This window comes from Nocardia sp. NPDC005745 (genome assembly GCF_040630775.1).
In the GTDB taxonomy this organism is placed as follows: domain Bacteria; phylum Actinomycetota; class Actinomycetes; order Mycobacteriales; family Mycobacteriaceae; genus Nocardia.
Window position 1 is genome coordinate 1 of sequence record NZ_JBEXYF010000034.1, and the last position, 25,739, is coordinate 25,739.

The 25,739-nt window shown below is 69.1% G+C and carries 23 protein-coding genes; 12 read left to right on the forward strand and 11 right to left on the reverse strand.

The annotated features are described in order from the left end of the window. The 4 genes from ABZ420_RS28290 to ABZ420_RS28305 all read right to left on the reverse strand — a co-directional run. Nucleotides 1–432: hypothetical protein (locus ABZ420_RS28290; RefSeq protein ID WP_357128817.1), on the reverse strand; the 432-nt coding region annotated here is incomplete at its 3' end. Between the two features lie 14 nt (nt 433–446). Beyond that, complete coding sequence (locus tag ABZ420_RS28295; RefSeq protein WP_357128820.1) at nt 447–767, reverse strand: hypothetical protein; 321 nt, start codon at nt 765–767, stop codon at nt 447–449. Nucleotides 768–1,271: 504 nt separating this feature from the next. Then, nucleotides 1,272–1,517 (reverse strand): hypothetical protein, encoded by a 246-nt coding sequence (locus ABZ420_RS28300; protein WP_357128823.1) that lies wholly within the window; start codon nt 1,515–1,517, stop codon nt 1,272–1,274. 487 nt (nt 1,518–2,004) lie between these two features. Further along, entirely contained in the window at nt 2,005–2,364 is a 360-nt protein-coding gene (locus ABZ420_RS28305) for a hypothetical protein (RefSeq protein ID WP_357128826.1), read from the reverse strand. A 183-nt stretch (nt 2,365–2,547) separates the two neighbouring features. Here ABZ420_RS28305 and ABZ420_RS28310 point away from each other — a divergent pair, with 183 nt between their 5' ends. After that, the gene (locus ABZ420_RS28310) at nt 2,548–3,048 is read left to right on the forward strand and encodes a hypothetical protein (RefSeq protein WP_357128829.1); all 501 of its coding nucleotides are present in this window, start codon (nt 2,548–2,550) and stop codon (nt 3,046–3,048) included. A 49-nt stretch (nt 3,049–3,097) separates the two neighbouring features. On the opposite strand, the gene ABZ420_RS28315 is transcribed toward ABZ420_RS28310, so the two are convergent. The 3 genes from ABZ420_RS28315 to ABZ420_RS28325 form a co-directional block, all read right to left on the reverse strand. Beyond that, nucleotides 3,098–4,393, reverse strand: a complete 1,296-nt coding sequence (locus ABZ420_RS28315; protein ID WP_357128832.1) for a bifunctional o-acetylhomoserine/o-acetylserine sulfhydrylase — start codon at nt 4,391–4,393, stop codon at nt 3,098–3,100. Between the two features lie 48 nt (nt 4,394–4,441). Further along, nucleotides 4,442–4,957: an OsmC family protein gene (locus ABZ420_RS28320; RefSeq protein ID WP_357128835.1), complete on the reverse strand. Its 516-nt coding sequence runs from the start codon at nt 4,955–4,957 to the stop codon at nt 4,442–4,444. 83 nt (nt 4,958–5,040) lie between these two features. After that, a complete protein-coding gene (locus ABZ420_RS28325; RefSeq protein ID WP_357128838.1) occupies nt 5,041–6,186 on the reverse strand; it encodes an AI-2E family transporter in 1,146 nt (381 codons plus the stop codon). A gap of 144 nt (nt 6,187–6,330) precedes the next feature. Here ABZ420_RS28325 and ABZ420_RS28330 point away from each other — a divergent pair, with 144 nt between their 5' ends. Beyond that, entirely contained in the window at nt 6,331–7,779 is a 1,449-nt protein-coding gene (locus tag ABZ420_RS28330) for an SDR family oxidoreductase (protein ID WP_357128841.1), read from the forward strand. A 7-nt stretch (nt 7,780–7,786) separates the two neighbouring features. Here the strand turns inward: ABZ420_RS28330 and ABZ420_RS28335 are convergent, their stop codons facing one another. After that, entirely contained in the window at nt 7,787–8,851 is a 1,065-nt protein-coding gene (locus ABZ420_RS28335; protein WP_357128844.1) for an alpha/beta hydrolase family protein, read from the reverse strand. A gap of 232 nt (nt 8,852–9,083) precedes the next feature. On the opposite strand from ABZ420_RS28335, the gene ABZ420_RS28340 reads away from it, so the two are divergent. From ABZ420_RS28340 to ABZ420_RS28355, 4 genes are all read left to right on the forward strand, one after another. Next, nucleotides 9,084–10,505 (forward strand): condensation domain-containing protein, encoded by a 1,422-nt coding sequence (locus ABZ420_RS28340; RefSeq protein WP_357128847.1) that lies wholly within the window; start codon nt 9,084–9,086, stop codon nt 10,503–10,505. Continuing rightward, complete coding sequence (locus ABZ420_RS28345) at nt 10,502–12,223, forward strand: MFS transporter (protein ID WP_357128850.1); 1,722 nt, start codon at nt 10,502–10,504, stop codon at nt 12,221–12,223. Before ABZ420_RS28340 ends, ABZ420_RS28345 begins: the two co-directional genes overlap by 4 nt. Next, a complete protein-coding gene (locus ABZ420_RS28350; protein ID WP_357128853.1) occupies nt 12,220–13,125 on the forward strand; it encodes a glucosyl-3-phosphoglycerate synthase in 906 nt (301 codons plus the stop codon). The genes ABZ420_RS28345 and ABZ420_RS28350 overlap by 4 nt, the downstream gene beginning before the upstream one ends. 85 nt (nt 13,126–13,210) lie before the next feature. Further along, nucleotides 13,211–14,506 carry a VWA domain-containing protein gene (locus ABZ420_RS28355; RefSeq protein ID WP_357128856.1) on the forward strand — a complete coding sequence of 432 codons (1,296 nt, stop codon included), beginning with the start codon at nt 13,211–13,213 and terminating at the stop codon, nt 14,504–14,506. 110 nt (nt 14,507–14,616) lie between these two features. Here the strand turns inward: ABZ420_RS28355 and ABZ420_RS28360 are convergent, their stop codons facing one another. Beyond that, nucleotides 14,617–14,892 (reverse strand): hypothetical protein, encoded by a 276-nt coding sequence (locus ABZ420_RS28360; RefSeq protein WP_040865712.1) that lies wholly within the window; start codon nt 14,890–14,892, stop codon nt 14,617–14,619. Nucleotides 14,893–15,186: 294 nt separating this feature from the next. On the opposite strand from ABZ420_RS28360, the gene ABZ420_RS28365 reads away from it, so the two are divergent. From ABZ420_RS28365 to ABZ420_RS28385, 5 genes are all read left to right on the forward strand, one after another. After that, nucleotides 15,187–15,480, forward strand: coding sequence for a hypothetical protein (locus ABZ420_RS28365; RefSeq protein ID WP_040865713.1), 294 nt, complete (start codon nt 15,187–15,189; stop codon nt 15,478–15,480). 207 nt (nt 15,481–15,687) lie between these two features. Next, complete coding sequence (locus ABZ420_RS28370) at nt 15,688–17,097, forward strand: DUF1254 domain-containing protein (RefSeq protein ID WP_357128859.1); 1,410 nt, start codon at nt 15,688–15,690, stop codon at nt 17,095–17,097. Between the two features lie 164 nt (nt 17,098–17,261). After that, nucleotides 17,262–18,668 (forward strand): DUF1254 domain-containing protein, encoded by a 1,407-nt coding sequence (locus ABZ420_RS28375; RefSeq protein WP_357128862.1) that lies wholly within the window; start codon nt 17,262–17,264, stop codon nt 18,666–18,668. 180 nt (nt 18,669–18,848) lie between these two features. Beyond that, nucleotides 18,849–20,078 (forward strand): cytochrome P450, encoded by a 1,230-nt coding sequence (locus tag ABZ420_RS28380; protein WP_357129020.1) that lies wholly within the window; start codon nt 18,849–18,851, stop codon nt 20,076–20,078. Between the two features lie 8 nt (nt 20,079–20,086). Then, the gene (locus ABZ420_RS28385; protein ID WP_357128865.1) at nt 20,087–20,812 is read left to right on the forward strand and encodes a TetR/AcrR family transcriptional regulator; all 726 of its coding nucleotides are present in this window, start codon (nt 20,087–20,089) and stop codon (nt 20,810–20,812) included. A gap of 7 nt (nt 20,813–20,819) precedes the next feature. Here the strand turns inward: ABZ420_RS28385 and ABZ420_RS28390 are convergent, their stop codons facing one another. Continuing rightward, on the reverse strand, nt 20,820–22,847 hold the full coding sequence (locus ABZ420_RS28390) for a TerD family protein (RefSeq protein ID WP_357128868.1): 2,028 nt from the start codon (nt 22,845–22,847) through the stop codon (nt 20,820–20,822). Nucleotides 22,848–22,932: 85 nt separating this feature from the next. On the opposite strand from ABZ420_RS28390, the gene ABZ420_RS28395 reads away from it, so the two are divergent. After that, entirely contained in the window at nt 22,933–23,433 is a 501-nt protein-coding gene (locus tag ABZ420_RS28395; protein ID WP_357128871.1) for a hypothetical protein, read from the forward strand. 19 nt (nt 23,434–23,452) lie between these two features. On the opposite strand, the gene pabB is transcribed toward ABZ420_RS28395, so the two are convergent. After that, nucleotides 23,453–25,669, reverse strand: a complete 2,217-nt coding sequence (pabB, locus tag ABZ420_RS28400) for an aminodeoxychorismate synthase component I (protein ID WP_357128875.1) — start codon at nt 25,667–25,669, stop codon at nt 23,453–23,455. Nucleotides 25,670–25,739: the final 70 nt, after the last annotated feature.

Consider the following 25,739-nt stretch of genomic DNA (forward strand, 5'->3'; position numbering starts at 1 on the left):
TTGGCTCACGAGGTGCTGGTAGAAGCTGTTCTCTGGCGACTCCAGCGAGATGCCCCACAGGCCGACGGTGACCTTCCGGCCGACTACCACCGAGTATCCGTCCTCATCGATGCCGAGATCCTCGACGATCGCTGGCACCAGTTCGTCGAGTTCGTCATCGGTCACGTAGACGGCGAGACGGCATTCAACTGGGACGCGCGCCGGATCGTATGCGTCGCCCCACGCGCGCTGAGCGAACTCATCGACCGCGGTGACCGGTCCGAAGCTGGTAAAGCACGGGATACGGTTCACCCCGCGGATCCGGTGGGTGCTCTCCTCGAGCGCCAGCGCGACCGGGTGGATGCCCTCGCCGTCGAGGGCGCCGGGCCCGGTCGCGTCCGGCAACCCGAGTCCTACCGCGAACTCCCACACTTGGCGTTCGTCGTCGTCCACGTACAACCTTCCTGCTATTTCTTCGATGAGCTCTCGACGCGGCAGTGCTTGACCTTCCGCCCCTTGGGCGCGGCCGCTTGCGCCTTGTTCCAGGCGTCCTTCTCGGCTGCGTCCTTGGTCTTTCCCGTTCCTGTGTACTTCTCCGGGCCGGTGGCGTCGGTCCGGTCCAGATTCTCGAAGTAGCAGGACAATGTCACGGTCCACTTGACGGTGAGTTCGAACTGCCAGTGCGGGTGCGCCGCGTCGACGGGTTCGGCCGCAATGGTCGGTGTCTCCGCCTGTGTGATGCCGACCCCAGCTGTTGATCCGCCTGCGATGCACGCTGCACTCAGCACGATCGCAGTCACAACTCGCCGCCCAGCCGAACTGGTTCGCATGTCGTCCCCCTTCGTTGCAGATATCTCCATCACTGCTCTTGGACGCCAGTGCCGCACAACAGGTTCCATTAGTGACTGGTGTCACAAGGTCACACCCCAGGTGCCGTAGACGAGGTAATGCCTGATAACTACCGTTATCGGGCAATATGCAGATCGGCGGCGCCGCTGGTGCGCAGTCCGGGTGCCGATTCAAGCCTCCGTCCAACGGGAGCCGGAGTGCGGAGCATTCTGAGCAACCGACCGGGATGAAAAGAGTTGCGTCGCTTCGTGTGTAGCGATCAGGGGCTGGTTTCAGGGGCATGGTGCTGTGAGGATCGGTGAACTGTGGTTCGGTGCCGTTTCGGGGTGGGAGGTCGGTGTAGTTTCAGGACAGACGGTGTCGCGGGTGGTGGTGCCCACGGCGTTCACCGCGGTGTTGTCGACGGGGCTGGCGGTGGCGGTGAACTACGCGACCGGCGGTAATCACTCGGTGTGGATGTGGGTGGCCGTGGCGGTGTTGACCGTCGGGGTGTTCGCCGCGTCGCTGTGGATGCAACGGGCCCGGTCCTCGGCCGACCCACAGCCGGCCAACAAGACCGCGCCCGCGACGACGCCCACCACGCGCAGCGACGCGCCTGGGCTCAAGCCCCCGTCGACGAACAACAGCGCCGCGCCGAACTTCCACCCGACCAGCTCGAGCGGGAAAACCGCGCCCGCGACGAGATCCACCCCCAAGACAGTCCCCCCGCCCTCGCGGGAGGAAATCGCCGCCCAGCGTGCCGAACAACAACGCCAGCAGCGTGAGGCCAATCGGCAACGCCGCGCGAGCGATGGGACACCCCGATCTACGACCACGGGCCCACTCAGAGCCCCGGATACGGCCTGTAAGCGTCGGTCGCCCCCCTCAGGTCGCCGCGCCCTCCCTCACGGGAGGGCTTGCCACACAACCCCGACCGCGCAGTAGGCCAGCTCGGAGAGACCCCGGCGAGCGAGCCATGGCCCACAACTGCAATGGATGCGCGGCAAGTAGCCGATGACGGCGCTGTAGCGTGCCATGCCGCACGCAGATGATGTGACGGTTACCCGGTCTCCGGTATCGGGTGAAACTCGCGGGAGATAGCGCGAGAGCGCCTAAGGGCTGGCCCGCCGCGCTACCTCCGAGATCCGTGTTCGGTTTCGGGGCACAGCCCGCGAGTACCACGATCCGATCTGAGAGTCAAAACCGCGTGAAACCTGTGAGCAGTGGCCGTACCGCCGCCTGGCCGGCCGGTCCGGAACGCAGCCCAGCGAGCACCTCCTCGGACATCTCACCGTAGGTCTCGAACGACTGCACTGTGCAGTGGGCCATCACGTCTTGGATGTAGGGATCAGACATCTTCCAGTGCGCGAGCACGGCTTCGGAGTCGGGATACAGCTGGAAGCTGTGGGCCAAGCCGCGTTCTTCGTCGAGAAATACCTGCACCATCAGCTGCGGGCCGTGTTCTTCGACGAACGTCACGGCCCGCCGCACGGCCGCCTGGAACTGTTCGAGGTGGCCGTCGGTGATCCGCATGGTGTTGTGAAACAGGATGCTCATTCCTCGATCATCAAACCTCGAGAACTGTTGAGGTCAAGCCGAACCGGCACCGAACTCCAATGATTCACTCCCCAGCGAAAGGCCGAGAACCTGCGCCGATACTTCAAACCATCCCCGCAGGCGATGCGCGAGCTGACCTCGATCCTGGGCCCGGGAGCCGAGCGCCGCCGCTGACCACAGCCGATGGGCACACTGGACCATCCTGCGGTCAGCGTGGCGCTCGATGCCCTCGCGGCCGTTGACTCGAGCCTCGCCCCGATCAGCGTCATCGTCCGGGAGGAGATCGTCGCAGTCCTCGTCGACGGCGACCGGGGCCGCTATATCGTGTTCGTCCACCCCGACGGCGACCAGTGGGCGACGCGCGGAACGATGTTCGGCGTGCCCCGTCCGGCCGGGCCTCGGCAGGAGCACACCCCGGCCTGGGAGGCGCTGCAACGACTCGGCACCCGGTTCCGGTCGGCCACCGCCGACCGGTTCGGTGATGGCTGGTACGCGGTGATCGGCCGAGCCGCCCACGACGCGGTGTACCTTTCGGTTACGTCCTCGTTCGAGGAATGCATCGTGCCGATCGGCGCGGATGGTCTCGCGTTCGCGGTCATCCGCGCGACCGGCAGCGAGACACCCCGGGTTACCGTGACCACTCGCGACGGGCGAGCGGTCACCGTCGCGCCGCTCGCGGCCTGACCGGAAGTCACCCGACGCCCCGGGGCCGATCACCCCGGGGCACACCGCGTCAGGAGGCTGCGGCGAATCCGGCGCGCAGGTCGGCGAGGATGTCGTCGATTCCCTCGATGCCGACGGCGAGGCGGACCAGGCCGGGGGTGACGCCCGCGGCCAGCTGCTCTTCTGGTGTGAGTTGTGAGTGGGTGGTGGAGGCGGGGTGGATCACCAGCGAGCGCACGTCACCGATGTTGGCGACGTGGCTGTGCAGCCGCAGTGCCTCGACGAACCGCTTGCCCGCGTCTACGCCGCCGGCCAGTTCGAAGCCGATCACCGCGCCGGCGCCCTTTGGTGCGAGGGCGCGGCCGCGCTCGTACCACGGGGAGGACGGCAGGCCCGCGTAGGACACCGAGGTGACTTCCGGACGGCCGGTGAGGAATTCGGCCACCGCCTGTGCGTTCTGCACGTGCCGTTCGATGCGCAGGCTCAGCGTCTCCAGACCCTGGCTGATCAGGAACGCGTTGAACGGCGAGACCGCCGCGCCGAGGTCGCGCAGCAGTTGCACGCGCGCCTTGAGCGCGTAGGCGGGTGCGCCGAGCTCGGCGTACACGACACCGTGGTAGCTCGGGTCGGGTTCGGTGAAGCCGGGGAACCGGCCACCGGTCCAGTCGAACTTGCCGCCGTCCACGATCACGCCCGCGATGGCCGCGCCGTGGCCGCCGAGGTACTTGGTGGCCGAATGCACGACGATGTCGGCGCCGTGGGCCAGCGGCTGGATCAGGTACGGCGTGGCGACGGTGTTGTCCACGATCAGCGGGACGCCGTTGTCGTGGGCGACGCCCGCGATCCCCGGGATGTCGAGGATGTGATTCTGCGGGTTGGAGATCGTTTCGCCGTAGAGCGCCTTGGTGTTCGGGCGGATGGCGGCCTTCCACTGCTCGAGGTCGTCGGGATCGTCGACGAAGGAGACTTCGATGCCGAGCTTGGGCAGCGAGTAGTGGAAGAGGTTGTAGGTGCCGCCGTAGAGCCGGGGACTGGAGACGATGTGGTCGCCCGCTCCGGCGATGTTGAGGATCGCGAAGGTCTCCGCGGCCTGCCCGGAGGCCAGCAGCAGTGCGGCGACGCCGCCTTCCAGTGCGGCGATACGCTGCTCCACCGCGTCCTGGGTGGGGTTCATGATCCGGGTGTAGATGTTGCCGGGCTCGGCCAGACCGAACAGCGCCGCCGCGTGCGCGGTGTCGCGGAAGGTGTAGGAGGTGGTCTGGTAGATCGGCAGCGCGCGGGCGTTCGTCGTGCCGTCCGGAATCTGTCCGACGTGGATCTGCTTCGTCTCGAAGCTCCAGTTCTGGGACAGGTCGGGTTCGGTCATCGGGGAGGTCCTCCTTCTGGTGGGTGATCGATCGGGGTGGGGCGGCGGCTAATCGGTGATCAGGGTGGTGTCGACCGGGGTGCGCCCGGTGGTGAGATCCAGCACGGGGCAGTGCGCGTCGACGGCCTGCTGGAGTTCGGCATAGCGCTGCTCGGTGTCGGGTCCACTGATGCGAACGGTCACCCGCACCGCTTGGAACCCGGCGCGGATGTTGTCATCCAAGCCGAAGAATCCGCGGACGTCGAGATCGCCTTCGGCGCTCACCGACAAATCATCGATCGTGATGCCGAGGCGCTGCGCCCAGAACCGGTAGGTCACCACTTGACACGAGATGAGCGACGCCAGATACACCTCGACCGGATTGGGCGCGGTGTCCGCGCCGCCGAGCGCGGGCGGTTCGTCCACACGCACGGTGTACTTGCCGAGGGTGATCGCACTGCCCACCGTCCCCTCCGTGGTTCCGGAGGCACGGAACACCACCAGCGCGTTCGCCGCGTCGTCCGCGACGGCCCTGGCCGTCGCGTCGGCGATGTCGTTGAGCGGGGTGCTCACATCAGTTGTCATGTCCACTGACGCTAGGAACCGCGGCGGGCGACGGCGAGAGTTACATTCGGACTGAGTGCAACGATGGCCTTCCCGCGACGCGGTCAGTCCGCGGTCTCGCTCTCCGGCTCCGGCTCCGGCGGCGGCGCGGTGGCCGCGTCGATCTGCTCGCCGACGTACCGCAGGACGACCGCGGCCATCGCGACCACGGGCACGGCCAGGAACGCGCCGACGATCCCGTACAGCGAGCCGCCGGCGGTGACCGCGAGCAGCACGATGACCGCGTGCAGCTGCATGCTGCGGCTTTGCAGCACCGGTTGCAGCACGTTGCCTTCCAGCTGCTGCACGGCGATGACGATGCCGAGCACGATCAGCGCGGTCACGAAACCGTTGCCCACCAACGCGACCAGCACCGCCAGCGCTCCCGCGACGAACGCGCCGACCATCGGGACGAATCCGCCGAGGAAGGTGATCACCGCGAGAACCAGTGCCAGCGGCACTCCGAGGATAACCAGCCCTGCGCCGATACACACCGCGTCGACCAGGCTGACCAGCGCCTGTGTGCGGATGAACCCGCCGAGCACGACCCAGATCCGGCCGAGCACCTCCTCCAGGTGCTTGCCGCCGCGGCTGCCGGAAACGCCGTGCAACCAGGGCAGGAAACGCGGTCCGTCCTTGACGAAGAAGAACACCAGCACCAGCACAAGGAACAGGGTGACCAGCACCGACGTCGCGGTGCTCACGCCGCTGAACACGCCGCTGGCGATCTGCTCCGAACTGGACTTGAGCCGGGAGACGATCGCGTCCACGGCCGAATCCAGTTGCTCGTCACGGATTCTCAGTGGCGGCCCTTGTAGCCAGTCGCGCACCTGTTCGACACCGGCGCTCGACTTGTCGGCCAGTTCCGGCGCCTGATCCACGACCGACGGCACGATCAGCGCGATGATGCCGGCCAGCACGCCGATGAAACCGAGCACCGCGATCGAGGCGGCCGCGGCGGGCGGCAGGCCGCGCGCGGTGAGCCAGCGCACGGGCGGCCACAGCACGGTGGCGACGACGATCGCCAGCGCCACCGGCAGGATCACCACCCACAGCCGGGCGACCAGGAATCCGAGCACCCACGCGCCCGCCGCGATGGCGACGATGCACAGCGCCCACTTGGCCAGCCACACCAGGCCCGCGCCGATGACGTCGCCGCGATCACGCGGTGCGGGCTTGTCCGGTCCGTGGCTTTTGCTACGTTCGCTCACCGGCCCAGTCTGGCACGTGAGGACCCGATCGATCAGGGCTCGCGGCCGCACCCGGGCCGCACAGCTCAGGAACGCGCTGTTTGATCCGGCAGCCCGGGGTCATCACCTGAGCAGGCCATCGAAAGGGCGGTTGCCGTGCGGTGTGTGGTGTTCGGTGCGACCGGCTACATCGGCGGCCGCCTGGTGCCCGAGCTGCTGCGCGCCGGGCACACGGTGCGGGTGCTGGCTCGCACACCGGGCAAGCTCGCCGACGCGCCCTGGCGCGATCGCGTCGAGGTGGTGGCCGGTGACGTGACCTCCGTCGCCGACGTGCGCGCCGCACTGGACGGCCAGGACGTGCTGTACTACCTGATCCACTCGCTGACCCGGGCCGACTTCGCCACCGTGGACCGGGAGGCCGCCACGCTGGTCGCGGCCGAGGGGGCGGACGCCGGGCTGACCAGGATCGTCTACCTGGGCGGCATCGTGCCGGACGCGCAACGGCTGTCGCGGCACCTGGCCTCCCGCGCCGAGGTGGGCGAGATCCTGCGGGCGGGCTCGGTGCCCGCCTTGGTGCTGCGGGCCGCGGTGATCATCGGTTCCGGCTCGGCCAGCTTCGAGATGCTGCGCTACCTGACCGAGCGCCTGCCGATGATGGTCACCCCGCGCTGGGTGCGCAACCGGATCCAGCCGATCGCGGTGCGCGACGTGCTGTACTACCTGACCGAAGCGGCGGCGCTGCCCGAAGGCGCCGGCGGCGCGTTCGACATCGGCGGTCCGGACGTGCTGACCTATGTGCGGATGATGCGCGGCTACGCCGAAGTGGCTCAGCTGCCGCGACGACTGATCGTGCCGGTGCCGGTGCTGACGCCGTGGTTGTCCGCGCAGTGGGTGAATCTGGTGACCCCGGTGCCCCGCGCGATCGCCGTGCCGTTGATGGAATCCCTGATCAACGACGTGGTCTGTCACGACCACGCGATCGCCGGCCTCATTCCCGACCCGCCGGAAGGACCGACCGGTTACCGGCGGGCGGTGATGCTGGCGTTGCAGAAGATTCGTGATCTGGACGTGCCGACCAGGTGGTCGGACGCCCGTTCGCCGGGCGCGCCGTCGGATCCATTGCCCACCGACCCGGAGTGGTCGGGCGGTTCGCTCTACCGGGATGTGCGCGAACGGCACACCGACGCCGACCCGGCGACGCTGTGGCGGGTGATCGAGGCGATCGGGGGCGAACACGGCTGGTATTCGTTCCCGCTGGCCTGGTCGCTGCGCGGATGGATAGACCGGCTGGCCGGGGGCGTCGGGCTGGGCCGTGGCCGCCGCGACCCGCACCGGTTGCACGAGGGCGAGGCGCTGGATTGGTGGCGGGTGGAGCGGCTGGAGCGACCGCGGATGCTGCGTTTGCGCGCCGAGATGCGGGTGCCGGGCCGCGCGTGGCTCGAGCTCACGGTCGAGCCGGACGGCCCGGGCGCCACCTATCACCAGTGCGCGTTGTTCGAACCGCACGGGCTGGCCGGGCACCTGTACTGGAAATCCATCGCGCCGTTCCACGCGGTCATCTTCGGCGGGATGGCGCGCAACATCACCGGCGCGGCGGAATCGTCCCGCACGTAACGACCCGCTAACCCGGAGCGGGGGAGTCCTCGATCGCCAGCGCCGCGGCGATCACCGGCCAGGAGTTGTGCAGGTCCTGCTGCCAGTAGCCCCAGGAGTGCGTGCCGAAGGGGCGGAAGTCGAAGGTGGCGGGGATGGCCAGTTCGCCCAACCGCTTGCTCAGGTCGTGTGCGCACCGGTCGATGACCGCCTCCAGAAATCCGCCGGTGACGAGCTGGCTGATCAATTTCTCGCCGTTGCCGTCGATGCCCGGCCCGTCGGGGGTGTCGAGCGGGCCGGGTATGCCGGTGCCGGTGGAGACGTAGATGGCGGTGCCGCGCAGTTGTTCGGCGTGCAGGTAGGGGTCGTTGGCGGCCCATTGCGGGTCGGTGGGCGGCCCCCACATGTTGAGTGTGTTGCCGCGCCAGCGGGTGACGACGGCGGTGACCATGGCCTGGCCTTGCGGGTCGCTGGTGCGCACGCACCCGCTGTAGGACCCCAAGGCGCGGTAGAGCCCCGGTGCGGCCAGCGCGAGCTGGAACACCGAGGTGGCCGCCATGGAGATTCCGGCGACGGCGTTGGCGCCGTTGCCCGCGAAGGTGGCGTCGATCAGGGGCGGCAGTTCTCTGGTGAGGAATGTCGTCCAGCGTTGCCGGCCGAGCACCGGGTCGTCCACCCGCCAATCCGCGAAATAACTTCCCTCGCCACCCATGGGCACGACGACGTTCACTTGTTTGTCGCGGAAGAAATCCTCGATATCGGTCTGCTTCGGCCAGTTGCTTCCTCCGGTGCCGCCGCTGGCTCCGTTGAGCAGATACAGCACGGGCGCCGGTCTCGAAATATCCGGCGCGCGAATTACTTTCACCGGGACCGTCGTGCCCATCGCGGCGGAATAGACCCGCACGTCGGTCAGGCGGCCGGTGTCCTGGCCTACTTCGAGCACCCGTGATCCGTCGGAGGTCACCGGATCGGACGGATCCGTCTGCGCTGTCGCCGCAGGCCAACTGGGTAACAGTGTTGTGGTGGCGAGCGCGAGCGCCACGGCGATCGAAGTGACGATCGCGCCCGGCGTGCTTGCCGTCCGAGCCCGCACGCGAGACCTCCGAATTCGGTTCGTGCACTGTAATGCTGGCGAACGTAGGGCGCGATCACGCTGTCCGGCAAGCGCGGACGCGCATTCTTGGGAAACTCGACGAGGCGCCGGAGCCGCGGTCTGGTGGTGGTCACAAAATTCGGCGGCAGCCATGGTGGTCCCATGATTTTTGTCGTTGACTTTCAAGGGGTCGGTCGAGGATTCTCCTCACCCGCACGAATCGAGAACACCTGTGGTCAATTTCGGTTTCATCGACGAATGGCATCCTGCGGCGGGAAAGCTCACCAGTTGGCGGGCGGCACCGGAATCGCTCGCCGCGGCTCGCCGCGCCCCGGCGCATCCGGCGCCACCGTCCCATCAGCAGGAGGAGTATCTGCGCACCGCGCACCGCAATGCGAACGCGGGCTTGCGCGTTTCGCGAGTGTGCATGATCGCGTTCACGATTCCCGGTGCGCCGGACCACGCCGCGATGACACGCACGGTCGAGGCCTTCCTGCGCAGGCACGACACGTTCTGGAGCTGGTTCGCCATCACCGCGGCGGATCGGGTGCAGCGCCGTGTTCTCGACCCCGGCGACATCCGGATGGTGCCCACCGAGCACGGTCTCTACGCCGACAGCGACGCCATCCGGGCGCACGTCCTCGCCGAGACGCCCGGTCCGCTGGACTGGGACTGCTTCGGTTTCGGGATCATCGAACACGCGGAGTCGTTCACGATGTACGCGGCGGTGGATCACTTGCATACCGATGGCGTGGCACAGGCGCTGTCGTGTGTGGACCTGTTGACGCTCTACGGCAGCGAATTGTCCGGCGGCAGCCTGACTCCCGCGCCGGTGACCGGTCACATCGCCTACTGCGAGCGGGAACGCCGCCGCAGCGCCGAGCTGACCGCCGAGTCACCGCAGATCGCGGTCTGGCTGGAATTGTTGCGGCGCAACGGCGGTGACGTTCCCGGCTTCCCCGTGGACCTGTGGGTCGACGACGACGAGCACGTCCGGGGTGCGCAGGTGACCACCGTCCTGATCGATGAACCGGGTGCGCTGCGTTTCGAGGAGGTCTGCCGGGCACACGACGGCCGGTTCACCGGCGGGCTGTTCGCCGCGGCCGCGCTCGCGGAGATCGAACTGGCGGGCGGCGATTGGTATTTCGGTCTCACACCGGTGAACACGCGCCGCACCGAGGGGGAGGCCGCCTCGGTCGGGTGGTACACGAATCTGATCCCGGTGGCTTTTCCGGTGGGCGCCGATCAGTCGTTCACACAGGTGGTCGCCGCTGCCCAGGCGGCCTACGACCAGGGCAAGGACCTGACCGACGTCTCCCTGCACCGCGCGTTGCAACTCGCGCCGCCCGGACTCGGGATCCGCACCCGGCCCGGTTGGACCGCCCGCATGCTGTCCTACCTGGACATCCGCAAGATGGCCGGTGTCGAGATGTTCGACAAGATCGACGGCGGCATGTTCGCCAACCGCGGCAGTTCGCGCGAGGTCTACATCTGGGTCAACCGGTTCAACGATGTCACCACGCTCAGTCTGCTGTTCCCCGATACCCCGCAGGCGCACGAGGTGATATGTCGCTACGTCACCGCCATGCGGACGATCGTCGCCGACGTCGTGGCGAACGGCGACCGCGCGGTGCGGGTCGGCGCCCTTCCATGAGCACGGGAGCGCGCATCGTCACCGGCCCGGCACCGGTGGTCGCCGGCTCGGCGGCGTGGGCAGCGCTGGGCGCCTGCCTGCTCGCGGTGTTCATGCAGATGCTGGACATGACGATCGTGAACACCGCTCTGCCCGGCATCGCGCGGGATCTGGCGGCGCCCGGTTCGGTCCAGGTGTTCGTGGTGGCCGGCTACAGCCTGGCTTTCGCGGGCACGCTGATGACCGCCGCGCGCATCGGGGAGTCGATCGGGCGGCGGCGCGTCTTCCTCGGCGCCATGGCGGGGTTCACTGCCGCCTCGGTGTGGTGCGGCCTGGCGCACCTGCCGGGCGAGCTGATCGCGGCGCGTGCCGTGCAGGGCCTGGCGGCCGCCGCGATGTCCGCGCAGGTGATCGCCATCATCAGCGCGGTGTTCCCGAAGGGCGAGCAGCCGTTGGCCTTCGGGCTCTACGGCGCGGCCGCCGGCCTCGCGGCGATCGCGGGCCCGCTGCTCGGCGGGGCGGTCATCGCCTCCGATCCGTTCGGTCTCGGCTGGCGCGCGGTCTTCCTGCTGAACGTGCCGCCGTGTGTGCTCGGATTGCTGCTGGCGCACCGGCATCTGCACGTGGGCAAGCCCGCGACCAGGGAACGGCTGGATGTCGCCGGCGCACTACTGGTGACATGTGGGCTGGTGGCTCTGCTGTATCCCCTCGCCGCCGGACGCGAACAGCGATGGCCGCCTTCGCTGTTCGGTCTGTTCGGTGCCGGGCTCGCGCTGCTCGCGGTGTTCGTCTGGCATCAGCGCAGGCGGCTGCGGGCCGGGGAGAGCCCGCTGCTGCGGATCGACCTCTTCGCGGACCGCGGTTTCGCGGTCGGCTCCGTGCTGACGCTGCTGTTCTTCGGAATCTTCACCGCGTTCTTGTTCACCGTGTCGGTGACGGTGCAATCGGGGCTGGGGTTCACCGCCCTGCGGACCGGAATCCTGGTGCTGCCCTTCGCGATCGGCGGGGCGTGCGGCGCGCTGGCCTCACCGATCCTGGTGACGCGGCTGGGCAGCCGTGGGCTGACCCTCGGTGTGCTGCTGTTCGCGGCCGCCATCGCCGTCGTCGCGCTCACCGTCCACCCCGCCGACGCGTCGATCGATCTGCGGCGGCTCGCAGTCCCGGTGTTCGCCGCCGGAGCCGGGATGGGACTGTTCGCCGCGCCGCTGCCCGCGGCGATGATGACGGGCGTCGCCGAGCGGGCGACCGGCTCGGCGTCCGGAACGGTGCCGACCGTGCAGCAGATCGGCAGCTCGCTGGGGGTGGCGGCGCTCGGCGCGCTGTTCTTCCGCCGGGTCGACGCCGACACCGACCTTGGCGTCGGGCACGCGAAAGCGGTTCTGGCCGCATCGCTGACGGATTCCCCGACGACGACCGCGCAGCGCGACCGAGTAGTGACCTCGTTCGCCGATTGCGCCGACACGGCCTTGCGTTCGCCGACCCCGCGGCTCGACGCGCACACCTGTCCTGGCGCGGGGGCGGATCTGGCCGGACAGATCGCCGCCGCGCACACCTTTCTCGCCGCCTGCGTCACCGTGCTGTGGGTGGTCGCGGGGACCGCGCTCGCGCTCGTCGTGCTCAGTCTGGCGCTGCCGCCGCGGAACGGGGAGTCGGGAGCGACGGCGCCCGGCGAGGTGGGGGACACGGCCACCGCGAACAACACGACGGGCCACGGTCCGGGAAAGGACGCTCCCACATGAGCTCATCGGCGTCCGGTGTCGTCCTCTACGACCGCACGTGGTCGTACGGCGAGTTACTCGACCGCAAGCGGCACCGCAGCGTCTCGGTGGTCATCCCCGCCCTGAACGAGGAAGGCACCGTGGCGGGCGTGGTCGCCTCGATCCGCGACCTGGTCGGCACGCTGGTCGACGAGTTGATCGTGCTCGACTCCGGTTCCACCGACCGGACCGCCGCCAGGGCGCGAGCGGCGGGCGCGACCGTCTACTCCCGCGAGCAGGCGCTGCCCGCCGTGCCGCCGTGTCCGGGCAAGGGCGAGGTGCTCTGGCGGTCGTTGGCGGTGGCCTCGGGCGACTTCATCGTGTTCGTCGACGCCGATCTCGTCGCTCCCGACCCGCGGTTCGTGCCATCGCTGCTCGCGCCGTTGCTCTCCGACGACGAACTGCGCCTGGTGAAGGGGTTCTACCGCCGCCCGCACGGTGACGCGCCGGACGGCGGCGGACGCGTCACCCAGCTGGTGGCCCGGCCGCTGCTCACCGCGCTCGCCCCGGAGCTCGCCGAGTTGCGCCAGCCGCTCGGCGGCGAGTACGCGGCCACCCGGGAACTGCTGCGGGCGTTGCCGTTCGCGCCCGGCTACGGCGTCGAGATCGGTCTGCTGATCGACACCTGGCGCAGGCACGGCGCGGGCGCCATCGCGCAGGTCGACCTCGGCACCCGCGCGCACCGCAATCGCCCGCTGCACGAGCTGGCCGAGATGAGCAGGCAGGTGATCGCGACGCTGCTCGGCAGGCTCGGCATCCCCGACTCGGGAGCGGCGCTGACGCAGTACCTCCCGCACGGCTCGAGCTGGCGCATGGCGCCCGGCGCGGTGCCCGCGGCCGACCGGCCGCCGATGGCGACGCTGACCGCTACGGGTATTCGATGACGCGGCGAACGCCCCGCATCCTTGCGGTGGTGGACTTACGCTGATCCCGGTGGCGATTTCGGAGTGACGACGGCTGGGAGTCTCGGTGGGCGCGGCATTGGTCAAAGGTCAGAACGGGGCATTGGATGTGGCGCGCGTGCTGGTGTCGGTGCGCACCGAGGCCGCGATCGATGTGTCGGCGCTGCTGGTGACCGAAGCGGGGCGGGTGCGCTCGGACGCGGATTTCGTGTTCTTCAGTCAGCCGAGCGCACCGGGCGTGTCGCTGGGGCAGGGAACGCCCGGCGCGCTGTCGGTTTCGCTCAGCGACCTGCCGGTGGACATCGCGCAAGTACGCGCGGTGCTCACTCTCGACGATCCGGCGCAGACCTTCGGCGGGTTCGCGCCTCCGGTCGCCACGGTCGCCGACGCGGCGGGAAACGTGCTCTACGAGTACCGCATCGAGGGCTTGGGCAGCGAATCCGTGGTGATCGCACTCGAACTGTATCGCCGCCAGGGGGGATGGAAGGTGCGAGCGGTCGGGCAAGGTTATGCGGGCGGATTCGCCGCGCTGGTCACCGATCACGGCGTGAGCGTGGACGACGCCCCGGCGGTAGAGGCCTTGTCCGCGAACCGAGCCGAGCCGGGCCGGGCGGCAGGGCCCACCCCGGCGACCGACGTGTTCACCGTTCCCGGCGAGGCGCAGCTCTCCTTCGAGAAGCGGGCGAAGCTGGACCTGCGCAAGCGCGAGGTCGCGAAAGTCCTCATCGACAAGAACGCTTTCGGCATCCGCGCGCGCGTCGTCCTGGTCGTCGACAAGACCGGCAGCATGAACCGGCAGTATCGCGACCAGGTGGTGCATCGCGTCGTGCAACGGATGATCCCGGTGGCCACCCAGCTCGACGACGACGGCACCCTGGAGGCGTACCTCTACGCCCGCTCCTTCGCCAAACTGCCCGACATCACGGTCGAGCGCTGTGAGGAGTGGGCACGAACCTATCTGCACCTCACCGGCACCCACGGCGGCATCGACTACGACGCGCTCGGCGCCCGTAACGAGGAGCTGCCGATCATGCGCGACATCATCGACTCGTTGCGCCCCGGCGGCCGCCCCACCCTCGTGCTGTTCTTCACCGACGGCGGCTTCGCCAAGAAGCGCGAGATCGCCACACTCATGCGGGAGGCCTCGCTGCTGCCCGCGTTCTGGCAGTTCGTCGGCCTCGGGCGCGCCAACTACGGTCTGCTGCGCACCCTGGACGAATTGTCCGACCGGGCGGTCGACAACGCGGGGTTCTTCGCACTCGACGACATCGATCAGGTCGACGACGCGCAGCTCTACGCCCGCTTGCTCGGCGAGTTCCCCGACTGGCTGCGCGCGGCGCGAAACGCGAACATCCTGCGCTGAACGCGCGTGAGCGTCATCGCCGCAACGGGCCCGCAGCTGCCCTGCCCACGGCGCATCACCCGCTCGTTATAGCGAGAAGCTATGTCAGGCGGTGATCGCTCCGCTGCAGCTCAGCCGATGACGGCGTTCATGATGGTGCCGGCGCTGGTGGCGATCACCCCGCCGATCATGGCTCCCGCCACCATCTTCGGCGACTCGAGCCCGCCGCCGGTCCACTTCTCCCAGGCGAAGCGCCCACCGGCGTAGATGATGCCGCAGATGCCCGACAGGAGTACGAACCACGTCAGGTAGCGGACCAGTTGGAGGAACTTGTCGGAGATCGGCGGCGCTTCTGGGGTGGGATTGCCGATCTGCGCCAAGGTGTCGAAAGCGGCGGCCATGATCATCGTCGTTCGCTCATTCTGGATTCGGGACAGGGGCAGGTGAATCGCTGAGAAGATCGTATCCGTTCGCTCGCCCCGATGCAGTCAGGTCGGTGCAGCGCAGGGAAGTTCGTGTTTTCCCTGCCCGCACCCGGGTAGCCGAACGCGTGTCCGGCCGCGGCGGATCCGCACCGTGCGCACACCGCGGCGGGCCGCATGCCCGTATCCTGGGCGTGGCCGAATTCATCGGTGGTCGAACAGTTTTCGCATAGCGGCTGGTCGACGCAGGGTTGCATTCGAGCGTAGAGGGAGTAGACGGTGAGCATCATTCTGGCGTCGGTCGGCGATTCGTTCACGACGTTGGCGCAGATCGGCAATCCGACCCCGGAGGCTCCGCCCCTGGCGGACAAGCTCTTACAGTTCGTGCGGTATCTGACCTGGTTCGCGCTCGCGTCCGGCATCGTCAGCATCATCTACGCGGGCGGCAGATTCGCCTGGGAGAAGTGGAGCGGCGGCGGATTGCAGTCGCCGAAGATGATCGCGGGGGCGATGCTCGGCGGGGTGGTCGCCACCAGCGCGGGCACCATCATGAACACCGTTCTGGAGTTCTGACCGCAGGCGGTCGCGGCGATCCTGGCGGCGCGCCTTCGTCGGTGACGACGAGCGTGCCGTGAAGGGATCGCCGCCACCGGGGACTCCGCCGAACTCGGCTCCTCCTCCTGCGATTGCCTCGCTGACCTGCGATTTCCGCTGCGGAGGGCGGTTATACTCCGGTGCGGATCTCGCGGTGCCCGATAGGATCGGAGGCGGAGCAGGATCATGGACGACTGGACCGAGGGCGAGCTCACGGTGTCGCGGCGCACGGCGCTGGGCATCGCGGCGACATCGGTGGCCGCGTTCGGATTGGCGGCATGCGGCGAGGCCGAGCACAGGAATCCCGTCCCCCGGGACGCCGCCACGATCGCCAAGGACGCCTACGAATTCGGCTACCCGCTGGTGCTGATGGACGTCACCCGGATGGCGGCGGAGGCCTCCACGCCCGTCAACCGGTTCGAGCACGCGTCGTCGTTGCCCACCCCGGCGCAGCGCGAGGTGGTGCGGCTGGACCGGGATACCTTGCGGTCGACCGCGTGGCTCGACCTGGCGAACGAGCCGATGGTGCTGAGCGTGCCCGCGATGGACCGGGGCCGGTTCTGGCTGGCGCAGGTGCTGGACGCCTGGACGAACAATGTGCACAACCCCAGCGGGCGTCGTCCACAGGCGCGGTCGGCGTTGCCGCCGTACACCTACGTGCTGACCGGCCCGGGCTGGTCGGGTGACCTGCCCGCTGATTTGACCCCGTTGCCGATGCCCACGCCGACGGTGTGGCTGATCGTCCGGATCCAGGTCGACGGCGAGAGCGATCTGCCCGCTGTGCGCTCCCTGCAACAGCGGTTGCGGCTGGCTCCGTTGAGCGCGTGGGTGGCAGGCACCGAGCCGCCGCCCGCCCCGCCCCGGGAGGGGATCGCGCAGCCACCGCCGGAATGGGTCGACGAGATGGACCCGAAGGTGTTCTTCGATCGAATGTGCGCGTTGATGGCGGTCGATCCGCCCGCGCGTGCGGACGAGCCCGCCATGCGGCGCTTCGAGACGATCGGCATCCGGCCGGGAGGCGCGGTCGAAGGCCTCTCGGACGTCGAACTCGCCGCCGCTGTGGACACCGCCCAGCAGCAGATCCCGGTTTATCTGGGCGCCCGGACGGTCAACGAGAACGGCTGGGTCATCGATCCCGATGTCGGCCGGTACGGCACCAACTACTTGCTCCGCGCCGCCATCGCCAGGGTGGCCCTCGGCGCCAGTCTGGCGGAGAACGCCTTCTATCCGACGCTGTTCGCCTCGACCGGCACCGGCGACGGCGGCACGGGCCGATTCCGGCTGCACTTCGCACCGGGCCAGCTACCGCCCGTCGACAACTTCTGGTCGCTGACCGCTTACGACGCCGACAACTACCTGGTGCCCAACCCCGCGGAGATCTACGCGGTGGGCCATCCGGAGCCGGTGACGCTCAACCCCGACGGGTCCACCGATATCGCGTTGCAGTACACCGACCCCGGCCCTGCTGTTCCGGCCGGGAATTGGCTGCCCATCCCCGAATCCGGTCAATTCTCGCTGACCCTGCGGATGTACGCGCCGAAGGAGGAGGCCATCCACGGGAGTTGGCGTCCGCCGCCGCTGGTGCCGGTGCTCTGACCCGCACTCCGCCCCGCCGCACGTCCCGGCCGCGCGCCGGTGCCCGGCGCGCTGCGACGCGAGGACCGCTCAGGGCGCTGACCAGCTATTTTCCCGCCGGAGGTGGTTATACTCCGGAACGGACCCGGCTCGGCGACCGATCGGATCGGAGACGGAACAGGATCATGGACGACCGGACCTACCGTGAATCCGCGCTGTCGCGGCGCACCGTGCTGGGGATGGCGGCGTCGGTGGCCGCGCTCGGCGCGGCGGCGTGTGGCGGATCGGACGAGGGCGACTCGGCCCACCCGACGGTGACCAGTGAGGCCGGAGCGATCGCCAAGGACGCCTATGTTTTCGGCTTTCCGCTGGTGCTGATGGACGTCGCCCGGATGGCCGCGGAGGCGTCCACGCCGGTCAACCGGTTCGAGCACGCGACATCCTTGCCGACCCACGAACAACGGAACGTGGCGCGGCCGGACCCGGACACGCTGCACTCGACCGCGTGGCTCGATGTGACGAACGAGCCGATGGTGCTGAGCGTCCCCGCGATGGAGGGGGGCCGGTTCTGGCTGGCGCAGGTGCTGGACGCCTGGACGAACAACGTGCACAACCCGAGCAGTGTCCGGCCGCAGGCGCGGTCGGCATCGGCGCCGTTCACCTACGTGGTGACCGGCCCGGGCTGGTCGGGTGCCCTGCCGGAAGGTCTCACGCCCTTGCCGATGCCAACGCCGACGGTGTGGCTGATCGTGCGTATCCAGGTCGACGGCGAGAAGGACCTCTCGGTCGTGCGCTCGATGCAGGAGAGGTTGCGGCTGGTTCCGTTGAGTGCGTGGAGGGCGGGCGCCGAGCCGCCCGCGAGCGCGCCGCCCAGCGGGCAATCGGAGACGCGACGCCCGGTCGATCAGGTCATGGGGATGAACGCGCGCGATTTCTTCGATCGGATGTGCGCGGTGCTTGCGGTCGATCCGCCCGCTCCCGAGGACGAGCCCGCCATGCGCCGTTTCGCGGCGATCGGCATCCGGCCCGGCGGCGCGGTCGAAGGCATCTCGGAAGGTGAACTGACCGCCGCGGCCGACACCGTGAAGCAGCAGCTCCCGGTGACGCTGGGCACGAATACGGTCAACGACAACGGCTGGGTCTCCGACCTCGGGGCGGGCCGGTACGGCACCGACTATCTGCTACGAGCGGTCACCGCGTTCGGCGTGCTCGGCATCCCGCTGCCCGAGGACGCGCACTACCTCTTCACGGCGGTCCCCGCCCGCTCCGGTCCCTTCCGGCTGCACTTCGCCTCGGGAGAGCTGCCTCCGGTGGACGCGTTCTGGTCGCTGGCCGTCTACGATGCCGCCGATTACCTGGTGTCCAATCCGGCCGGGATCTACTCGGTCGGTCACCATGTGCCCGTCGTGCTCAACCCGGACGGCTCCCTCGACCTCACGCTCCAGCACGATGATCCGGGTTCCGGCGTCCCCGACGGCAACTGGCTGCCCATCCCGGAATCGGACCCGTTCTCGGTGACCCTGGCGTTGTTCGCGCCGAAAGCGGCCGTCTTGCAGCGGCGTTGGCAGCCACCGCCGCTGATCACGCTCTGACGACCGGTCTGCGTGTCACCCCGGCGAGGCGATGCCGGGCGTTGGGCGAGGCAGAAAAAGTTAACAGGTTTTACTAAACACTGTTCACGAAGCCTGGTTCTGTGGTTGCATCTCCTTGACCGTGTCCTCTGCATCGTTGTCAGGTCTGCGCCCAGACCGCCGTAGGAGTTAGCCGTGACCGTGACCACGCCCTCGATCCCCACGGGATTCGACTTCACCGACCCCGACCTGCTGGCCACCCGCCTGCCCATCGGGGAGTTCGCCGAACTGCGCCGCACCGCCCCCGTGTGGTGGTGCGCGCAGCCCGATCGGGCCAGCGGGTTCGACGACGGTGGCTACTGGGTCGTGTCCAAGCTCGCGCACATCAAGGAGATCTCGAAGAATCCCGAGGTGTTCTCCTCGCACGAGAACACCGCCATCATCCGGTTCAACGAGGAGACCACGCGCGAGCAGATCGACATGCTCGGCGACATGCTGCTGCTCAACCTCGATCCGCCCAAGCACACCAAGACTCGCCGCATCATCTCCAAGGGCTTCACCCCGCGCGCGGTGGAGAGCCTGCGCGCCGCGCTGACCGAACGCGCCGCGCGGATCGTGCACGAGGCGAAGAAGTCCGGCAGCGGCGACTTCGTCGAACAGGTCGCCTGCGAACTGCCGTTGCAGGCCATCGCCGAGCTGCTCGGCATCCCGCAGGAGGACCGGAAGAAGATCTTCGACTGGTCCAACCAGATGATCTCCTACGACGATCCGGAGTTCGATGGCGATCACCACGCCGCCACCGCCGAGGTGATGGGCTACGCCTGGAACATGGCCGAGCAGCGGCGTGCCTGCCCGGCCGAGGACATCGTCACCCAGCTGGTCAACGCCGACATCGACGGCGAGCACCTCGGCTCGGACGAGTTCGCGTTCTTCGTCATCCTGCTGTCGGTCGCGGGCAACGAGACCACGCGCAATTCGATCACCCACGGCATGAAAGCGTTCGTGGACCACCCCGAGCAGTGGGAGATCTACCGGCAGCAGCGCCCGCGCACCGCGCCCGACGAGATCGTCCGGTGGGCCACGCCGGTCACCGCGTTCCAGCGCACCGCGACCCAGGACACCGTGCTCGGCGGCCAGGAGATCAAGAAGGGGCAGCGGCTCGGATTGTTCTACAGTTCGGCCAATTTCGACGAGGAAGCCTTCGCGGATCCGTTCACCTTCGACGTGCTGCGCGATCCCAACCCGCACGTGGGTTTCGGTGGCACCGGCACGCACTACTGTGTCGGCGCGAACCTGGCCAGGCTGCAGATCGATCTGATGTTCAACGCCATCGCCGACGTGATGCCCAACCTGCGGCAGGTCGCCGAGCCGGTGCGGCTGCGGTCGGGCTGGCTGAACGGAATCAAGCGCTGGGAAGTCGAATACGCTTGAATCGATCGGTGCAACAGTCCAAACCACGGGGTCGGGCGCCGGTGGTGACCGACACCGACATCCGGCGGGTGGCCAGCGCGCTGCTGGTCGAACGCGGGCCCGATGCGGTCACCCTGCGCGCCATCGCGCGCGAACTCGGTGTCACCGCGCCCGCGCTGTATCGGTACTACAACTCGCTGGAAGATTTGCTGGAGCGACTGCGGCTGGACTTCTGCGCCGACCTGGCGGCGGAACTGACCGCCGAGATCGCCACGCTGCCCGACGACGGCGCCGTGCAGTTCTTCGCCATCTGCCGTGGCTTCCGGCGCTGGGCGCTGACGCACACCAGGGAGTTCACCCTGGTGTTCGCCTCGCCCGGCGCCGGGCAGGCCCGCGCGCTGCGCCGCTTCGACGAGCCCTTCGGCCGGGTCTTCCTGGCCGCGGCGGGCAGGCTGCTGGCCACCTACGACATCGTCACGCCGTCCACCGACGTCATTCCGCCGGAGCTGCGCGAGGACCTGGTGCACTTCCAGACCGAACTGCTGGCGGCGCTGTCGGAGTCGAGCCAGAAATTCCCCGCCGAGAAACTGGATCTCGGGGTGACGTATCTGATGATCCAGATCTGGGCGCGGCTCTACGGGCACGTCACACTCGAGGTCTTCGGGAACTACCCGATCCCGCTGGACAATCCTGAGATTCTGTTCGACGCGATGCTCGCCGATCTGGGCCGCACGGCGGGCTTGCTCACCGAGTGAGACCGGGCTAGATGCGGGCGCCCTTGGCCCGGTTGCACGCGCGGCACAGGATCTGGAGGTTCGCCGCACTGGTCGCGCCGCCGCGGCTGAGCGGGATGATGTGGTCGAACTCCAGGTAATGCCCGTCGCCGCATTCGACGCACCGGCCGCCGTCACGCTGCCACACCTGCGCCTTCACTTCCTGCGAGATGCTGCGGGTATCACGCTGGCCCGGAGTGAGGACGAGACGTTTGGCCACGCGCAGCGCGCCTTCCAGCGCGGCCGAGACGTAGTCCGGATCGTCGACGGCGAACGTCGCGCCGCCGCGCGCCGAGGTGGCCGCGATCACCACCGCGCCTTGCTCCGTGTGCACGGAAACCACCCGTGACCAAGGCATCTCGATACCGGTGTCGGCGCCGACGAAACGCAGCTTCTTGTTGCTGCCGATCAGCCTGCCCTCGGTGAGCTTCGGACCGCGCGCGAGCTGACGGACGTGCGTCGCGGGCAGGTCGAGGTGCACCGTCTCCTCAGGGTCCAGGTGCAGCCCGGGCGTGCGGACCACCGGCAGGTCGCCCGTGCGCAACCGATAGAGGGTGTTGCCGCGATGCATCCGTCTGCGCAGGTCATCGATCAGCGGTCCGCCGAGGCCGAGTTCGGTGACCGCCTGCTCGAACAGTTCCAGCTCCGCGTGCCTGACCTCACCGTCGGCGAAGGCGAAGGTGACCAGCCGCTCCACATAGCTGAGCGCCGCGTCGCGCAATGCCGCGCGTCCGGCTTCGGCGTCGATCCGCTGATAACGCAACGACGCCCACAGCGCCGCCCACTCGGGGCCACGCGGACCGTGGCCGGTGAGCACCCGCCAGGCCCGGGTGTGCCAATGGACGAGGTATTCCTCGATCTCCTCGGCACACCTCTGGCACGGGGCGAACCCGCCGAAGAACTTGCGGCGCAACGGGCTTGCGCAGCGAGCGCAGTGGCGGTCGCCGCGCGGAGGGGGCAGATACCGGTCCTCGGTCCATCCTGCGCCGTCCCACCAGCGCATGCGCTGCGGGTTCTCCGGATCCGGGTGCCAGTCCGCGCGTTCGGGGTCCGGGGGCGGTGGGGGAGGTGCGCTTTCGGGGGTGTAGCGGTTGAGATCGACCGGACGGGGAGTGTGCGGGAGGGGAGCGGTGTCCGCGCGGCCGAGCACTTCGGTGCGTGGCCATGCGGGTGTGCCGGGGCGTGGCGCTTCGGGTCCTTCGGATCGCCCGGGTGGGTTCTCGGCCTGGTGGTCGTGCTCGCGGACGCGTTGCACCGGAGCGTGTTCGGCGGCGACGTTCGGTGCGTCCGTTCGCTCGGCCGCGGCGGATTCCCCGTTCCTGCGCGACTGGCCGGAGGAGAACGACCCGTGCGGGACGTGCCGGGGCTGAGCGAAGTCGTGGCGATCGGCCCGTTCGGCCGAGCCGAGGCCGGAGTCGGCGGCGGCCTGAAATCGTTCTCGAGCCGGTGCCACCGCGGCCGATCGGTGCACCCGGAACGGGTTGGTGGGATGGGTGGTGCGCGCGGGCGCCGACGGGTCGTCGACCCGCACGCCGAACTCGCCGACCAACCCGGCCAGCCCACTGGACCAGCCCTGGCCGATCGCGCGGAACCGCCACTGCCCGTCGCGGCGGTAGAACTCGCCGAACATCAGCGCCGAGACCGCGTCCGCGTCGTCGATCTCGAACGCCGCGACCACCCCGTCGACCGAGTGCACGGCGACGGTCAGCTCCCGGATGTCACCGAAGGTGCTTCCCTCCACCGATCCGGAGACGACGATGCGCTCGACGTCCGCTTCGGTGCGCGGCAGCGAGACGCTCAGCCGCGCGGTGCCCGGCGCGGGTTCCTGATCGAGCGTGACGGCCTGGGAGACGTGCCGCGGCGCGTTGTAGAACACCAGGTCCCGATCCGAGCGAACCGTGCCGTTCGCGTCCAGCAGCAAGGCGTGCGCGTCCACCGCGTGCTCCGATCGCCATGAAACAACCACGGCTAGAAGGGATGTCGGTACCGCTGCGTTCGCGCCCTTGCTGAGTTTCATTGTGCTCGAACTATGCCACGCCCCTCCGACACGCCGAACGCGCGAGGGGAGGTCCTTCGGCGGGGCGTGCGGCACAGTGTTCCCCATGACGAACCCGAAACGCCCGGGTCGTAAGCCGCCGACCCCGAGACTGCCCAGCGGGCGCGTGCCCGGCCCCGCCGACGTCCTCGCCGCCGCCCAGGCGGCGGTCGAAGCGGCGCAGACGGCCGCGGGCCAAGCACTGGAAGCCGCCCAGCTCACCGCGACCTCGGCGTTCGACACTGCGGTGCGGCTGCCGCCCGCGTCCGCGCAATTGGCCGCGCAACTGCCCGGCCTCATCGAGAACCTCTCGACCGCGATCGAGCGGCTCAACTCCACCATCGATCGGCTCGACCGCACCCTGGCCCTGGCCGATCCGGCCTTCGCGGCCTACGACCGGCTGCTGCCCCGGCTGGAAGCGATGATCTCGCTCGGTGAGGACGTGCTCGGGCGGCTGGCGAAACTGCCCGGCATCGCCTTGCTCGGCAAGCTGGCCGGCCTGAGCGCAGCCGAGGAACAACCCGCCGAGCAGCCCGCCCGGCGAAAACCGACGAAGCGGCGCAAATAGTCGAGAAGGACGCTCGCGTTCAGCGGTGCGCGTAGTCGGCGGCGGCACGCAACGTGGCGGCCGCCTTGAGCAGGACCTCGTGGTACTCGTCGGCCGGTTCGGAGTCGAGCACGATGGCGCCGCCCGCTCCGATCCGCCAGCGTCCGCCGTAGCGCACGGCGGTGCGGATCACGATGTTGAGGTCCGCGGTGCCACCGAGCCCGAGGAAGCCGATCGTGCCCGAATAGACCCCGCGCGCTTCGGTTTCCAGCTCGTCGATGATCTCCATGGTGCGCAGCTTCGGTGCGCCGGTCATCGAGCCGCCGGGAAAACAGGCGCGCAGGCAATCGACCACGCCGATCTCCGGGCGCAGCCTGCCGCGCACCGTCGAGACCAGTTGGTGCACGGTCGCGTACTGCTCGGTGGCCATCAGCTTCGGGACATACACACTGCCGATCTCGCAGACCCGGCCCAGATCGTTGCGCAGCAGATCGACGATCATGAGATTCTCCGCCCTGGTCTTCGGGCTGTCGGCCAGCTCGCGGCGCAGGCGCTCGTCCTGCTCGGGTGTCGCGCCGCGCGGCGCGGTCCCCTTGATCGGCTTGCTCTCCACGATGCGGCGGCGGTCGACCTTCAAGAAGCGCTCCGGCGACGAGCAGGCGATGTCGAGGTCGTCGAAGCGAAGGTAGGCGGCGTACGGGGCGGGGTTGCACCGGCGCAGCGTGCGGTAGAAATCGAGGCCGTCGGCCGCGGCGGCGGGGATCGTGGCGCTGTCGGTCAAGTTGATCTCGTAGGACTCGCCGGCGTGCAACCGCTCCTGGCAGACCGCGATGTCGGCGAGATAGCGCTCCCGGCCACGGGTGAGCAGTGGCTCCACGGCGTCATCGTCCGGCGGCACTTCGAGCGGCGGCGGATTTGTCCAGGTCGGGAGGGTGTTCAGGGTTTCGCGGGTGTCGCGCAGCCAGTCGGCGGCGGATCGGGCGGTCTCCACGTCGTCGCTCAGCGCCAGCAGGTGCGTGCGCCCGCCGACGTGGTCGACCACCACCATCCGGTCGGCGAAGATCCACTGGGCGTCCGGGGTCGGGGCGCGGTGAACCGCGTTCCCGCCGCAGTCGGCTTTCACCTCGTAACCGAGATAACCGACGTAGCCGCCGACGAAATCGAAGGGCAGATCGGGCAATTCGAGCCGGCGCGCGCGCAGCTCGGCGGCCAGGAAATCGAGGATGCCGCCCGGCGCGGTGCGCCGATGCCCGTCGGAGGACTCGACGGTCACCTCGCCGTCGCCCACGCGATAGCGCAGCACCTCGGCCAGTGGACCGCTCGCGTCGCCCAGGAAGGAGAACCGGTCGGCTCCGGGCTCCACATGCTCGCTGTCCAGCCAGAACGCCGTCGGGGAGTTGCCGTACAACTGCACGAACGCGCGCTCGGTATCGATCGGCCGTTCGAGCACGGCCCGCTGGAGCCGGTAGGTCCGCGGCACGGAACGCATCGGGCCCGTGCGCCCAGCGGATGACCCGCGATCGAGTTCGACGGCCGCGGCGGGAAACTGCTCGGCCGCGAGCGGCACGGGCGAGGCCGCGTCGGGAAGGGGGAATCGTGCCGCGACCGGCTCCGCCACGCGATCACGCGCCGGGGCGATCGACGGGTTCCCCACCGTGGAGGCACGCCTGCTTCGATGCGCGGCGGTGAGCTTCGCGAAGTTGCGCAGCAGCGCCGCGCCGAACTCGCTCGCGATCGATTCCGGATGGAACTGCACGCCCCACTGCGGGCGCGCGCGGTGCCGAACACCCATCACGACGCCGTCACCGGACAGCGCGGTGACCTCCAGATCGTCCGGCAGCGGTCGCAGCGCGCACAGAGAGTGATAGCGCACCGCGGTGAAGCCCTGTGGAATCCCGGCGAACAGGTCGCGGTCGTCGTGCTGGATGCGGTCGAGATAGCCGTGCCTGGCGGCGGGCGCCTCGGCGACCACGCCGCCCGCCGCGACCACGATGCCCTGGTGGCCCAGGCACACCCCGAGCAGCGGCAGGTCGCTCTCGCCGATCACCGCCGCGGAGATGCCCATGTCGCGTGCCACGCCCGGCCGTCCCGGTCCGGGCGAGACCACGACGTTGTCGAAGCGGCCCAGATCGAGTTCGGCGACCGTGCGCGCCTCGTCGTTGCGCACGACCGCCGGCTCGGCGCCGTTCACCTCGCTGATCAGCTGGTAGAGGTTGTAGGTGAACGAGTCGTAGTTGTCGATCAACAGCGTGTGCATGGTTCTGGAAACCCTACGCCGCACCGGTCGGAGCTAACTGTTGTCGTCTGCCTTCAGTTGGGGTCGGCGG